Origin of the sequence: Streptomyces sp. NBC_01296, assembly GCF_035984415.1 — a bacterium.
Classification (GTDB): Bacteria; Actinomycetota; Actinomycetes; order Streptomycetales; family Streptomycetaceae; genus Streptomyces.
In genome coordinates, this window is the sequence record NZ_CP130720.1 from 7,690,880 (window position 1) to 7,704,104 (window position 13,225).

The following is a 13,225-nucleotide window of genomic DNA, read 5'->3' on the forward strand; positions in this document are numbered from 1 at the left end:
ATGAGCGACGCGTATCTCCCCTCCGAGGAAATCGTCCGGCTGGTCGACGCCTCGCTGGAGGCCGGGCTCGCCGATCCGTTGGTACGCCGGCTGCTCCTCGACGGCATCATGCCCAAGTACCGGGGCACGCTGCCGCTGATCGCCGCCCCCGGCATGCAGGTGCACTCGGACCTGAACGAGATGAACCGCGTGGAGCGGCTGGTCGACGGCTCGGTACCGCTGGAGATCTGGCTCCGCAACGCCGTCGCCCAGACCGTGGAGGCCGGCCCGCTCGCCGTCTTCCAGAAGGCCCTGGACGAGGTGGCGCGCGACGCCGCCGGTGAGCCCGACGTGCCGGCCGGGCTGCCCGCCGGGGAGACGAAGGAAGAGATCATCCACCGGGACGACACGGTGCCCTTCGAGTTCCTGCAAGGCGGCGAGGAGGCGGGCAGGGCGGTCGCCCGGATCAAGGTCCTGCCGTACCAGGCCGGCGCCCCGCTCCAGCCGAACGGTTTCCCGCACTCGGGGACGGGCTGGCTCATCGCCCCGGACCTGCTCGTCACCAACCACCACGTGGTGAACGCCCGGACCCGCAGTGCCACCGACCGCGCCGTCGTGGATCCCGCGGACCTCCAGCTGCAGGCGCAGAACTCCCGCTCGCGCTTCGACTACGGCGCGGACGACACGGAGACCGAGGAGGTGGCCGCCAGCGGCCTGGTCGCCTGGGACGAGGCCCTCGACTACGCGGTCCTGCGGCTCACGGGCCAGCCGCTGCGGGCCGCTCTGCGGGTGGCCACCGAGCCGTTGACGGTCGCCGGGGAGCCGGTGGCGGTCAACATCATCCAGCACCCCGGCGGCCAGCCGAAGCGGGTCGCCCTGCGCAACAACCTCGTCTACGAGGCGAACGAGAACGACGTGCGCTACTTCACCGACACCCGGGGCGGCTCCTCCGGATCGCCCGTCTTCACCGACGACTGGCAGGTGGTCGCGCTCCACCGCGGGACGCGGCGCGTCGAGGACGTCAACTTCCAGGGCAAGACCACCGCGTTCGTCAACGTCGGCACCCAGATGAGCAGCGTCATGCGGCACCTGCGGGAGCACAGCCCGCAGGTCCACGACGAGATCACGGCGGCGCAGTCGGCGCCGGCGCAGCAGGGCCGGCCTGAGGAGGCATGAGATGGGCGGCAGCGGCAGCTCACCGGTGGCGACCGGTCCCGAGCAGGTCTTCCGGGATCTGCGCGAGGTCGCCGAACGGGTGCGCCGGGGACTGAAGGCGGACGAGGACGCGGAGATCCCCGAGTCCTCGGAGAGCCTCCCCGCGGACCGGGCCCCGGCCGGGCAGATCGGCGAGTTCGCCCGCCGCGAGCGGGCGAGGGTGCTGAACGCGGGCGTCAGCGGGCTGGAGAAGCTCGCCGCCGGACGGGCCGACGAGGTCGACGACGACGAGTACTTCGGCGTCGAGGCGATCGTCCTCCTCGAAGGCCGGCCCGCCCTGCTGGTCCAGGGCCAGGACTTCCCCGCCCAGCAGGGCGACTGGGTGGTGCTCGAGGGCCACCGCGCCGCCATCCGGGAGTCCATCGCCCGGGTGGGCAGGGTGGAGGTCACGGGACACGCCAGTCTGGACTGGCTGGGCACCGCGTTCCTCGTCGGCCCCGACGTCGTGATGACGAACCGCCATGTGGCCGTCGAGTTCGCCACGGGCGACGGAGCGGGCTGGACGTTCCGGCCCGGCATGAGCGCGCGGCTGGACCTGGCCGAGGAGCTGGCCGCCGTTCCCGGCGACGGCTCGCTGGAGTTCGCGGTCACCGAGGTGGTGGGCATCCACCCCGACGTCGACATGGCCCTGCTGCGCATCGACACCGCCCGGGGCGGCCGCGCTCCGGCGACCCCGGTGGCGGTGGCGGCCGATCCGCCCGCCGACGTGCCCGGCCGGCCGGTGTACGTGATCGGCTACCCGGCGGAGGACGGCCGCCGCAACGAACCGGAGGCCATGCGCCGCATCTTCATGGACGTCTACAACGTGAAGCGCCTGCAGCCCGGTACGACGACGGGGCTGGTTCCCGGCGAGCTCACGGTGAAGCACGACTGCTCCACGCTGGGCGGCAACAGCGGCTCGCCGGTCTTCGACCTGGTCGACCACCGTGTCCTCGGCCTGCACTACGGTGGCCGCTACGGCTTCGGGAACTACGCGGTCCCGCTGTGGGAGCTGGTGGACGACCCCCTGCTGAACCGGGCGCAGGTCAACTGGGTGTGACGCGGCAACCGGCGCGTCAGCTCGACGTGACGCGCAGCGCGTCACCGACGAGGCGCACCGCGCGGGAGAGCCGGCCCAGCTGCTGGAGCTCGACGGCGTACATCCGGATCGAGTTCTCGATGACGGACTCGGCCACGCCCATCGAGGGCAGTTCGGCGCGGCTGGTCTCCAGGGCGACCCGGACCGCGCGCATCTCGTGCTGGAGCTGGAGCTGGGCGTGCCGGGTGAGGAGGACGGGGCTGCGGGTCAGCGTCGAGTAGCTGCCGTAGCGGGCCGGGAGCAGGTCCCGCAGCCAGCGCATGGCCGTGCGTTCCCAGTCGTGGGTACCGGGGGCCTTGACCTGGCAAGGCCAGTCCGGGCTGAGCGTGGTGGAGACCGTCTGGCGCATTCTCGTCGCTTCCGAATGGTGTCGAACTCTGATCGAGACGTTGGCGGGCGGCCTCGGCCCAGGGGTTGACCGAGGCCGCCACAAGCGCTCTGGTGGATCCCAGTGCCGGGAACCGGCACCGAGGCGGAACGTGAGGAGGAGCGTTCCGCGCGGGTGCCCGTTCTGGGAGGGCGTGGGGTCGCTCTCCTTGGCGTCTGGTGGATCCGGCGCGCTGCTTAGTAAACATATATACCGTCGAGTAAACAAGAGAATGAAAAATTACATACGTGCAGACGTCGTGAAAGTGGACTGCCTCGTACCGGTTGAAAATCGGTCTTACAGGAAGAATCCGTGCTGGTCGGCGACCTGCTCGTACCCCTCGAGACGCGCCTGCGTCCGCTCGGGATCTGCGTCGGCCATCGCCTGCAGCAGGGCCGCGGAGAGCATCCCCGGCGCCGCGTACGAGTCGAACACCAGCCGCGCCCCGGTCCCCGCGGTCAGTGCCACGTCCGCCTCGTCCACCATCGGGCCCAGCGTGGTGTCGGTGATCAGCGCGATCTTCAGCCCGGTGCTGCGGGCGGCCCGCAGCGCCGCCAGGGTCTCCTTGGCGTGCCGGGGCATGGCGAAGGCGAGCGCCCACGTCCCGCCGGCCTCGCGGGACTGGAGCAGGGCGTCGTAGGCGACGCTGCCTCCACGTGTCACCAGACGGACATCGGGGTGGATGCGCCGTGCCGCGTAGGCGAAGTACTCCGCGAGCGAGACGGAGATCCGCAGGCCCAGGACCGTCAGCGGCACCGAGCGGGCCAGCTCGCGACCGATGTCGAGCACCTGGTCGGTGTCGGCGAGCAGCCGCCGTACGCTCTCCAGGTTCGCGATCTCGGCGTCCACGGCCGCCTGGAGCTCGTTGCGGCGGAACTGCTCGCTGCTCTCCGGGGAGCCCGCGACGGCGCTCAGCGCCATCGGCTGGAGGGCGTCGCGCAGGGCCGGGTAGCCGCTGAACCCGAGGGCGGTGGCGAAGCGGGTCACCGACGGCTGGCTGACGCCCACCCGCTCCGCGAGCTCGGTGATCGACAAGAACGCGGCCTCGGTGAGGTGGTCGATCAGGTACTGGGCGATGCGCCGCTGCCCGGGGGAGAGCCGGTGGCCGTCGAACAGGGCCCGTACCCGGTCGCCGGGGGCGCGCTCATGGACCGGCGGCGCCTGCCCACTCGGCGTGATCGCAGCCGCCTGTGCGCGTGCCTGCTGCCCCGATGACACCGATGGGCCTCCCTCTCATGTCACTCGTCTTCAAACATAGCTCACGCCCTGTGGTCGGCCGACCTGCAGCCACCCGGCCCGGCGGCCGGGTGGGCGGGCGGCATCTGTCGCGGCCCCCGGAGGCCGGAAATATGATGTGCTCGGGTTTCGGCGCAGGGTGCGCACCGTGCGCGGCGGGAGCCGAGAGCCGAGAGCAGGGACGGGACGTATGGATGCACCCGGGAGCGGTCCATGACCCCGCGCCGTCCCCCGAAGTCGGTGAGCGCCGACGACCTGCTGACCACGCTGGGCCGGCTCACCGCCAGGGTCCGCGCCGGGGCGGAGATGCAGCAGGCCCGGGTGGAGCTCGCCGAGGCGCTGCAGCGGGAGATGCTGCCGGCCGCGCTGCCCGCCCTGCCCGGGCTGCGCAGCGCGGCCCGCTACGTGCCCGCCCGGCACGGCCTGGACATCGGCGGCGACTGGTACGACGGCTTCCCGCTGCCCGAAGGCGCCCTCGCCTTCTCCATCGGCGACGTACAGGGCCACGATGTCGAGGCCGCCGCCTTCATGGGGCAGGTCCGCGTCGGCCTGCGCGCGGTGTCCGCCGTCGTCGAGGACCCGGGGGAGGTGCTGAGCCGGGCCAACGACGTACTGCTGTCGCTGGACTGCGAACTCTTCGCGACCTGCACCCTGCTCCGCTTCGACCCCGAGACCTGGGAGCTCGAGAGCGCCCGGGCCGGACACGTGCCCTCCGTCTGGGCCACGGTCGACGGCCGGTACGGCATCACCGACGACGAGGGCGGCCTCCCGCTGGGGGTGGAGCCCGGTGCGGGGTACGCGGTCACCCGGCGCCGGCTGGACCAGGCGGGCTCCATCGTGCTGCTCACCGACGGCGTCGTCGAAGGGCCCTCGTTCCCGATCGACGTCGGACTGGCCCGCGTGGCCCGGGTGGTCCGGGAGGCGGCGGGCGCCGATCCCGACGAGATCGCCGCCGAGATCATGAAGGTGGCCGACTCCACCGGCCACGCCGACGACGCGGCGGTGCTCGTCCTCAGCCACGACGCGGCAGGGCCCCCGCGCCGGTAGCGCGTGTCATGTTCCGCCCGGAGGCGGCGGCTGTTGTCTGATGCTGTGGTGCGCACCGAGGAATGGCGACGTCTCACAGGAACACTTCTCGGGATCCTCGCCGTCGCCGCCGCCTACTACGTCTCAGGACTGATCGGCCTCATGCTGCGCGTGGTCGTCGAGGGCGCGGTGGTCACGCCCCTGTGGCTGCCCACGGGCATCGCGGTCGCCGCCCTGCTGTGGTTCGGTCCGCGGATCTGGCCGGGGATCGCCCTCGGGGCGTATCTCGCCATCGAACACCTCGGCAGTTTCCGGATCGAGGACGCCGGGATCGTCCTGGGGAACACCCTCGCGCCGTTGTGCGCGTACCTGCTGCTGCGCCGCGTGGGCTTCCGCAACGAGATCGACCGGCTGCGGGACGGCCTGGCCCTGGTCTTCCTGGGCGGGCTCGTGCCGATGCTGATCAGCGCGTCCATCGGCACCGGGGTGCTGGTGGCCACCGGCGACCTGGCGCTGGGCGGATTCTGGCCGGTGTGGTCGGCGTGGTGGGCCGGCGATGCGATGGGGGTGCTCGTGCTGACCCCGGTGCTGCTCGTCCTGCCCACGGTCCGGATGTCGCAGGACGCCTACCGCGCCGCCGAGGCGGTGGCGCTGACCGTCGCCATCGGGGTCGGCGCGTTCATGGCCTCACGGAGCTCCCTGTCGCTGCTCTTCCTCGTCTTCCCGCTGCTGATCTGGGCGGCCGTGCGCTTCCAGCTGGCCGGCAGCGCGCCCTGCGTCCTGATCACGTCCGTCGTGGTGATCTCGGCGGCGACCGATCAGGCCGGACCGTTCGCCGGCCACACCCTCTTCGAGATCATGGTCAACCTCCAGGCGCTCAACGGCTCGGCGGCCCTGACCGCGCTCCTGCTGTCCGCGATGGTCACCGAACAGAACAACATCCGCCTGAAGATCGAGCAGGTGTGCGAGGATCTGGCCGAGGTCGTCGAACGGCTCGCCCCCCGCAGGCCGGGGGACTGACGACCGGAAGCCTCAGGTCCGCGCGTCCGCGGGCGGCAGCGCGTCCGCGACGGCGCGCGCGAGTGCGTACGGATCCCCGCTCGGCTCCGTCGGACGGGAGCCCGTACGGAGCGCCCAGGCCTCCTCGACGGCGTACCAGTCGATCGCCTCCGGCGCCTCACCCGAGACCAGGGCCCGGTCCAGCGAGGCGAAGTACCGGGCCCAGCGCGGCGCGTAGAACTCCTCCAGCAGCCCCGCCCATTCGCGGTTCGCGTAGTCGTGCAGCGAGAACGGCGGCTCGCTGGCGGTACGCGTGCCCCAGGTGGTCACCAGGGAGCGGACGTCGTACTCGTAGCGGTCGCGCTCCGCGTCGTTGACCCCCCAGGACCGGGCGCCGGCCGTCCACCGGCCGAACAGGAAGTTCCGGTCGGATCCGGTGACGGCCGCCAGCAGCCGCTCGTCGCGCTGCCACTCCTCCACCAGCAGACGGAACCGGCCCAGGTACCCGGCCTGGTACGCGCCCCTGATCTGCGGCAGCAGCACCCGCGCATGGTTGGCGAGTGCCTGGCGCGCGGTGTCCACCAGGTCGTAGCGGTACGCGCTCGAACGGCGCAGCCCGGGCGCGACCTCGAGCAGCGCGTCCAGCGCGCTGCGCACCGACGCCGCCGGGTAGCGCATCCCCCCGGGCGCCCAGGCGCTCGCCTTGTTCGCCGTCAGGCTCGGGCGGGCCGTGAACAGGCTGTCCTGGGGCTGCGCGGAGTCCGTCCCGGTGCTGTAGGGACCCCTCCGCAGCGCCTCCCAGGCGGCCTCCGCGTACGCGTCCGCGCCGCCGTAACGGCTGCGCGCGTACGCGGCGAACCACGCCCGCCGGTCGATCGGCCCGGGCTCCCAGGCGAGATCGGTGAACAGCGCGAACGCCGCCGGGTCCGTCCCGGCGGCCTCCGGCATGTACGCGATGCCGGTCAGCGCGCTGTCCGGCTTCGCCCGCCCCGCGCCGAACCGCTCGATCCAGACGGAGGTGTTGGCCCCGACCGTCGTGTGCCCGCCGAAGTTGTGGATCGTGCCCAGCGCGTACGGGGTGTGCGCCCAGGAGGTCTCGCGGTCCGGCTTCTCACAGCGCTCGGACATCCCGTCCACGATCAGCATCCGGGAGGTGTCCACCCCGGAGAGCAGTTCCCCGGTCGGATCGTCCTGCCAGCCCAGCACGGCCCAGAGCGCCCCCGGACGGGCCGTGTCGAGGGCCTTCTGCACGGCGCCCGCGGCCGCCTTCACATCGACCGACGCCGCCTTCCCGCCCTCGTGCAGCGGGCTCATCCGGTACATCGCGCTGTCGCCGAACCGGGCGCGCTGCGCCGCGTAGTAGTCGGCCGCGAGCGCGGCGAACACCGGCCCGACGGGATCCAGCCAGTCGGGCCGGATGAACCCCTCCCAGGTGCCCTGGGGCCGTACCCGTGCGCCGGGGTTGCGGTCGGCGAAGCCGGGCGGCACCGTGCCGAAGAAGCCGGGCAGGACCGGGGTCATGCCGAGGGCGCGCAGCTCGTCGGCGACCCGAGCGCCGAGCGCCGCCCGCTCCTCGATCAGCTGCCCGCTGACCGGACCCCCGAACCCGCTCAGGTTCTGCAGCAGCCACCAGCTCTGGTGCGCGGGGCCCGGGATCCATGCGCGCAGTTCCGCCGCGGTGTACCCGTACCGCTGCAGGGCCGCGTAGTACGGGTACTCCGCGCCGACCTGGACCAGCACCTCGTTGATGCCGTGCAGGGCGAGCAGGTCGATCTGCCGCCGGCGCTCCTCCCACGTGCGGTACGCGCCCGCGTAACCGTCGTCGGTGTCGTTGAGGGCGTACCGGTGGCGCACCAGGGCGCTGCGGGTGACCGGCTGCGGGACACCGGGCAGGACCTCCGGGAGGGCGCCCAGGCTGTCGCCCGGCCAGCCGATGTCCACGTGGGCGACGTGCCGCAGGTACCAGCCGACCCCCGTCAGCACGGTCGCCGGCGTACTGCCCCGGACGACGACGGCCCCGGCCCGGCCGGACACCGTGAAGCCGTCCTGGCCGTCGGCGCCGCGGGTACCGGGCAGGAGGGTGAACTGGCCGGCGTGCCGGGGCAGCAGCCGCCGCAGCGCGGCCCGGGCGGCGGGGACGCCGTTGCGTACCGGGGCGGCCGCGGCGGGATCCGCCGACGGGGTGACGGGCAGCGCGGCGGCCCCGCCCGGGGCGGCCGCCAGGACCAGCAGCGCGAGGAGGGCCCGGAGCCCCGGGCGGCCGGACGGCCGGGGCCGGTCGGATCGTGGCATCGGAGGTCCTCCCGGGTCGGTGGCCCCGCAGGGCGGCAGCCCCATAACGCCACCGGGGGCGAGGAGGTGACGGGCCGTCGCCGGCCCGGCCGGGCGGTCCCCCGGAGGGATACCGCCGGGGGAGTGAGCCCGGTCGCGGCCCGGGCCGTGCCCCTCGGTTCGCGCCGGTCAGGGGGCGTCCGGCCACGGCTCCCGATGGCGGCCGGGACAGCGGGATCCCGACGGGAGCGCCCAGGCCCGGCCGGGTTGCGCCGCCGGGTCCCGGGTCCGGCGCCGCCACGGACGCGGGCGACAGATGACGAGGCAGGCGCCGGCGCCGGGCGCATTCCGCGTAACGGCCCTACGATTTCCCGGCGCGCCGACCGCCACCACCCCGGCTGCTCGGCGCCCGCGCCCGCGCGGCCACCCCGGACCCGGACGCCACCGCCGCCGTCGTCCCCGGGCGAACACCGCCGCCAGGACCGGGAATCGGCCAGCCGGGGGCCTGCGCCGGCAGCTGCCGCGGGCGGGCCGGATTACCGTGGCCGCCGAGTCCCGTGCACGCACCCCACCAAGCACGCCCACACGCAGACCCACACCCACGCCCCGCACGCACCGCCGTCCGTACGGCGCAGCGCAGCGCACGGTGCGGCGCGAGGCCGTCACCACCCCAGGAACCATCACCGGAGGAGCCCGATGAGCCTGATGGACCCGATGGACCCGATGCTCGAGGCGGTCCGCGAAGGCCGCACCGACCTGATCCCCCGCCTGCTCAAGCCGCTCACGCCGCCCGAGCGCCGGGAGCTGCTGACCCGACTCGCCGATCTGCGCCGCGAGATACGCGGCTGGGACTGGAACCACTGGCAGGAGCGCGACCGCATCCGCTCCGGCCTGCTCGTCGCGGGCGCCGGCTGCCACACCGGCGCGGCCGCCGCGGCCTCCTGGATCGGCGCGCCCGATCTGCGCGACGGGCAGCAGGCGCCCACCGGACTGCTGCTCGACGTGCTCGCCGACCGCGACCCCGGCTGGCTCGGCGACCTCGCCCACCGCCTCGCCGACCGCCCCGCGACCGCCGAGGCGGACTATCCGCTGATCCGGGAGCTGGTCCGGCTCTCCGGCTGCCCCGTCCCCACCACCGACGCGTTCGTGCACGGCTGGGTCCGGTCCATCTTCACCATGGACCGTGCCCGCTCCACGCACAGCCCGCTGTCGATCGTCCTGCGCCAGGATCCGTACGCACGCCAGCTGGTGCCCCAGCTCTTCGTGACGGCCGAATCCCCCGAGGCGCTCCACTGGTGCAGTGATCCGACGGCCCCGAACCACTGGCCGTCCGAACTGGCCGCGCTCGCGCAGGAGGGGATCATCGAGCGCCGCGTCCTGGTCGACGGCTGCGTCGCACGCCTGCTGCGCGGCGGCCGGCAGAACCAGCTGAAGTTCTTCCTCGCCATGCTGGAGCGCCTCGAGCTCACCCCGGCCGAGGAGCGGGAGCGCACGGCCGACTGGATCGCGATGGCCGCCGACGGGCCGTCGCCGCTCGCCGGACACGCCCAGCAGGTGCTCGCCCGGCTGTCCGGGGCGGGCGAGCTGCCGGCGCAGCAGCTCGCGCAGATGTCCTGCGCCGTGCTCCGCCGACCGGAGAAGAAGCTCGTACGCGCCCAACTGGTGCTCCTGGGGCAGGCCTTACGGCGCGATCCGGCCGCCCGGCACGCGGTGCTGCCCACCGTCGCCGGCGCCTTCGGGCACGAGGACACCGCCCTGCAGGAGCGCGCCCTCGGCCTGCTCGTGCGGCACCTGCGGCCCGGCGACCGGGGACTGCGCCGGGAACTCGCCCTCCACATCGGCACGTTGAGCCCCGTGCACCGGCGCGCCGCCGCGCAGCTGCTCGGGTCCGCGGGCGGCAGTTGCGCGGAGCCGGCGTACGAGGAGGTCCTGCCCCCGGCGCCGGTACGCCGCCGCCTCGCCGCCGAACCCCCGACGCTCGCCGGGACCGCCGACCTGGTGGCGGCCTCCGTCACGTGCGGGGAACAGAGCGCCGCCGCGTTCGAGTCCGCCCTCGACGGCCTCGTCCGGCACGCCCACCACGACCGCGCCGCCCTGGCCGAAGCTCTGCGCCCGGTCCTCGGCGGCCGCTGGTGGCATCCCGGGGGCGGCCGGCCGGTGGATCCGGAGCGGCTGTCCGGGCTGGAGCCGATGGCGGCCGCGGTGCTCGGCCGGGTCCGCGCGCACGACCTGCGACCGGACCGTGGCCCGCGCGGCGACGGCTGCCGGCCGGAGTGCGTCCACGCCGCGCTGAGCGCCGTGACGGCCTCCCGGGTGGCGGAGGCCGCGTACCGCGTCCTCACCGACCCGCTGCCCTTCCTGCTCGCCACCCCCACCTGGGAGACGGGCTCCCTGGAGCCCGAGGAGCTCCTCGTACGGCTCGCGGCGTACCGGCGGACCGGCGCGGAGCCCGCCCCGGCCGACTTCGCCCAGGCGCTGCTGCGCGTACGGCGCGACCCCGCAGCCGCGCCCGCGGCGGCCGCACTCCGCACCCCCGAGGGCGACCGGCTGGCGGCCTGGCTCACGGGTGCGGGCGAACCGCCCGCGGTGCTGCGCCGCGTGACGGTCCCGGCGGCGGCACCGGACCTGCAGGCCGGCCACCTCTGGTGGGACCGGCCCGCGGCGGCGGCCCGGCAGATCGTGCTCGAGCCCCGGGAGCGGTGTGTCGTCCGGCAGGAGTTCCCGGCGGCGTTCCGCAGGCTGGACCTGGCGCTCGCCGAGCCGGGCCGCAGCTGCTCCCGCGCGTGCGAGGGCGGCCTCGTCCAGCAGGCCGTCCTGCCCGAGGACCGCGAGACGCAGGCGGCCTGGCTGCTGCCCGAGGTGACCGCGGGCGCCACGGCCCGGGAGCGCGGCGCGGGAGCGCCGCTGCCGCGGCTGGCGGAGCTGGGCGGACCGGCGGGCCCCGCCCTGCACCTGGCGGTGGCGACCGGTCTCGGCGCGGGCCATGCGGAGGACCGCCGCGCGGCCGTGGAGGCACTGCTGCTCCTCGCGGCCCGCGGCGAGTTGGACGCCCCGAGGGTCGGGCGGGATCTGGCCGAACTGCTCGGTCTGGGCACGGTGAAGCCCAGCCGGCTGGCCGAGGCGGCGCGTGCGGCCGCCGCCACCGGTGCGTACGCCACCACCTGGGCGGTGCTCGCGGAGGCGCTGGCGCCGCTGCTGGCGGTGGGCGCGGCCGCGCGGGGCACGGGCGAGCTGCTGGCGGTGGCCGCGGACTGTGTGGAGCGCTGCGGTGCGCGCGGTCCCGTCCCGGCGGGGCTGGCCGGGGCCGCGACGCGGACCGGCTCCTCGCAACTCGTCACCCAGGCACGGCGGTTGAGGGCGGCGCTGGCGGCGCCTTCGTAGCGCGTCGGCCGGGAGGGGCCTGGTGGTACGGCCTGTGAGCCGTGGTCCCGCCCCCGACTCACAGGCCGTACCGCCGGAACGACTCCTCCTCCTGGGCCAGCCGGTGCAGTGCCTTCATCACCGGCTGGAACAGCACGGTCGCCGCCACCGCGGTCTCGACCTTCTCGGCCTCGGAGGGATGCGTCTCCACGAAATCCAGGTCTCGGATCGCCGCCTGGTGCATCAACTCGGCGTACGGGGCCATCAGTTCTGCATGCCAGGGATAGCCGAGCCGGATGAGCGAGGCCACCGCCACCACCAGCGACCGGTGGACGGGGGAGAGGGAGCCGAGCTCCCGGGCGGTCGTCCAGCCCAGCATGTCGAGCAGCCGGTCCACCTCCCGGTGCGCGGCGGCCACCGCCTCGTCCCCCTCGTCCGGTTCGGGCCCGTGCGGCAGCGCCCACAGGGCGGCGCCGAGGCGGATCGACCGGCCCAGGGAGTCGTCGTCGATGTGGCGGAGCACTTCCCGGGCCGTCGCCACCGGGATCCTGCCGACCTGGAGCAGTGCGCATATCAGCCGCAGCCTGCGCAGGTGTCCCTCGTCGTACTCGGCCGTCGTCGCGCCGACCCTCCGTCCGGGCGGCAACAGCCCTTCCCGCAGGTAGTACTTGATGGTCGAGGCGGAGACGCCGCTCCGCTCGCTCAGCTCTGCCAGCCGCATCTCTTGTGCCCTTCCTCGGCGAGTGCCACGACCCCGTTCTTGGACAGCTCCGCTATCCAACCAGCCTTCTGGAGAAAGTGTGTTCATCGGCCGGCGCGCCCGGATTCCGGGGCCGCAAACGCGCCCACCCGGCAACGGAGGAGCTCCGCTGCCGGGTGGGGAGAAGGGGGAGAGGGGCGGCCTCAGCCCTTGGGGACCGTGATGACGACGGTGCTGCACACCTTGTCGGCGAAGGTCTGCTTCTTCTCGTCCCACAGCGGCCACAGCCAGCCGACGTAGCAGGCGAAGCTGTCGAGGGCGTGGGCCAGCTTGCGGACGAACGCCATGCCGAAGCCGAGGGTGTTGCCGTCGGCCTCGCGGCGCACGCTGATGCCGAGGACCTTCTTGCCGGTCGTCTGACCGGTGGAGCCCTCCTTGTACAGCTGGAAGAAACCCATGCCGATCGCGTACAGCACGCCGATCGTGAAGAAGATGCCGGGCTCGGCCGTGGCCGAGTTGTCCGCGGTGGCGATGTCGATGAACCCCAGCGCATACATCGGACCCGCGATGATCAGGAGGTCGAGCAGGTACGCGCCGAAGCGCTGGCCCCAGTGGGCGAGCGGCGGCATGCCCGAGCCGGGCATGCCGGGCATCCCGGGCGGCGGGTACGCGCCGTACGGAGGCGGGGTCTGCTGCGGGTAGCCGTACTGCTGCGGGGGGACGCCCTGCGGAGGCTGCTGCGGGTAGCCGTACTGCGGCGGCACGCCCTGGGGGGCCTGCTGCGGGTAACCGGGCTGACCCTGCGGGGGCTGCTGGCCGTACGGGTTGTTCGGGTCGCCGAAGCTCATGGCTGAAACTCTCCGGTGTCGGAAACGGGGACGTAGCGCAACGATCGGAGGAGTATCACCATATGGGCGGTTCTGCCCCCCTGAGCGGCCGCGATCTAGTGCGCATCATCGTGGTCGTTCCATCGACCACTTGTCCAATCCGGCCA

10 protein-coding genes are annotated in these 13,225 nt (G+C 73.9%); 5 read left to right on the plus strand and 5 right to left on the minus strand.

Annotation, left to right across the window (positions count from 1 at the left end; all coding sequences use genetic code 11):
- Together OG299_RS35025 and OG299_RS35030 are read left to right on the plus strand one after the other, a co-directional pair.
- On the plus strand, positions 1–1,155 hold the full coding sequence (locus tag OG299_RS35025; RefSeq protein WP_327363673.1) for a trypsin-like peptidase domain-containing protein: 1,155 nt from the start codon (positions 1–3) through the stop codon (positions 1,153–1,155).
- A gap of 1 nt (position 1,156) precedes the next feature.
- Positions 1,157–2,233, plus strand: coding sequence for a trypsin-like serine peptidase (locus OG299_RS35030; protein ID WP_327363674.1), 1,077 nt, complete (start codon positions 1,157–1,159; stop codon positions 2,231–2,233).
- 16 nt (positions 2,234–2,249) lie between these two features.
- On the opposite strand, the gene OG299_RS35035 is transcribed toward OG299_RS35030, so the two are convergent.
- Both OG299_RS35035 and OG299_RS35040 read right to left on the minus strand, forming a co-directional pair.
- Positions 2,250–2,621, minus strand: a complete 372-nt coding sequence (locus OG299_RS35035; RefSeq protein ID WP_266632205.1) for a hypothetical protein — start codon at positions 2,619–2,621, stop codon at positions 2,250–2,252.
- A gap of 315 nt (positions 2,622–2,936) precedes the next feature.
- Positions 2,937–3,857, minus strand: coding sequence for a MurR/RpiR family transcriptional regulator (locus tag OG299_RS35040; RefSeq protein ID WP_266632207.1), 921 nt, complete (start codon positions 3,855–3,857; stop codon positions 2,937–2,939).
- Positions 3,858–4,088: 231 nt separating this feature from the next.
- On the opposite strand from OG299_RS35040, the gene OG299_RS35045 reads away from it, so the two are divergent.
- Positions 4,089–4,922, plus strand: coding sequence for a PP2C family protein-serine/threonine phosphatase (locus OG299_RS35045; protein WP_266632209.1), 834 nt, complete (start codon positions 4,089–4,091; stop codon positions 4,920–4,922).
- A gap of 45 nt (positions 4,923–4,967) precedes the next feature.
- On the plus strand, positions 4,968–5,921 hold the full coding sequence (locus OG299_RS35050; protein WP_405706597.1) for an MASE1 domain-containing protein: 954 nt from the start codon (positions 4,968–4,970) through the stop codon (positions 5,919–5,921).
- Between the two features lie 12 nt (positions 5,922–5,933).
- On the opposite strand, the gene OG299_RS35055 is transcribed toward OG299_RS35050, so the two are convergent.
- Complete coding sequence (locus tag OG299_RS35055; protein WP_327363675.1) at positions 5,934–8,192, minus strand: alpha-N-acetylglucosaminidase; 2,259 nt, start codon at positions 8,190–8,192, stop codon at positions 5,934–5,936.
- A 675-nt stretch (positions 8,193–8,867) separates the two neighbouring features.
- Between OG299_RS35055 and OG299_RS35060 the strand changes: the two genes are divergently transcribed.
- The gene (locus OG299_RS35060) at positions 8,868–11,552 is read left to right on the plus strand and encodes a DUF6493 family protein (protein WP_327363676.1); all 2,685 of its coding nucleotides are present in this window, start codon (positions 8,868–8,870) and stop codon (positions 11,550–11,552) included.
- 58 nt (positions 11,553–11,610) lie between these two features.
- On the opposite strand, the gene OG299_RS35065 is transcribed toward OG299_RS35060, so the two are convergent.
- Together OG299_RS35065 and OG299_RS35070 are read right to left on the minus strand one after the other, a co-directional pair.
- Positions 11,611–12,252, minus strand: a complete 642-nt coding sequence (locus OG299_RS35065) for a MerR family transcriptional regulator (RefSeq protein WP_327363677.1) — start codon at positions 12,250–12,252, stop codon at positions 11,611–11,613.
- 182 nt (positions 12,253–12,434) lie between these two features.
- A complete protein-coding gene (locus OG299_RS35070) occupies positions 12,435–13,079 on the minus strand; it encodes an RDD family protein (RefSeq protein WP_266632219.1) in 645 nt (214 codons plus the stop codon).
- Positions 13,080–13,225: the final 146 nt, after the last annotated feature.

Bases quoted from the DNA above. Each gene is read 5' to 3' on its own strand.
- OG299_RS35025 (WP_327363673.1), top strand. From the start codon at position 1: ATGAGCGACGCGTATCTCCCCTCCGAGGAAATCGTCCGGCTGGTCGAC.
- OG299_RS35030 (WP_327363674.1), top strand. From the start codon at position 1,157: ATGGGCGGCAGCGGCAGCTCACCGGTGGCGACCGGTCCCGAGCAGGTC.
- OG299_RS35035 (WP_266632205.1), bottom strand. From the start codon at position 2,621: ATGCGCCAGACGGTCTCCACCACGCTCAGCCCGGACTGGCCTTGCCAG.
- OG299_RS35045 (WP_266632209.1), top strand. From the start codon at position 4,089: ATGACCCCGCGCCGTCCCCCGAAGTCGGTGAGCGCCGACGACCTGCTG.
- OG299_RS35055 (WP_327363675.1), bottom strand. From the start codon at position 8,192: ATGCCACGATCCGACCGGCCCCGGCCGTCCGGCCGCCCGGGGCTCCGG.
- OG299_RS35060 (WP_327363676.1), top strand. From the start codon at position 8,868: ATGAGCCTGATGGACCCGATGGACCCGATGCTCGAGGCGGTCCGCGAA.
- OG299_RS35065 (WP_327363677.1), bottom strand. From the start codon at position 12,252: ATGCGGCTGGCAGAGCTGAGCGAGCGGAGCGGCGTCTCCGCCTCGACC.
- OG299_RS35070 (WP_266632219.1), bottom strand. From the start codon at position 13,079: ATGAGCTTCGGCGACCCGAACAACCCGTACGGCCAGCAGCCCCCGCAG.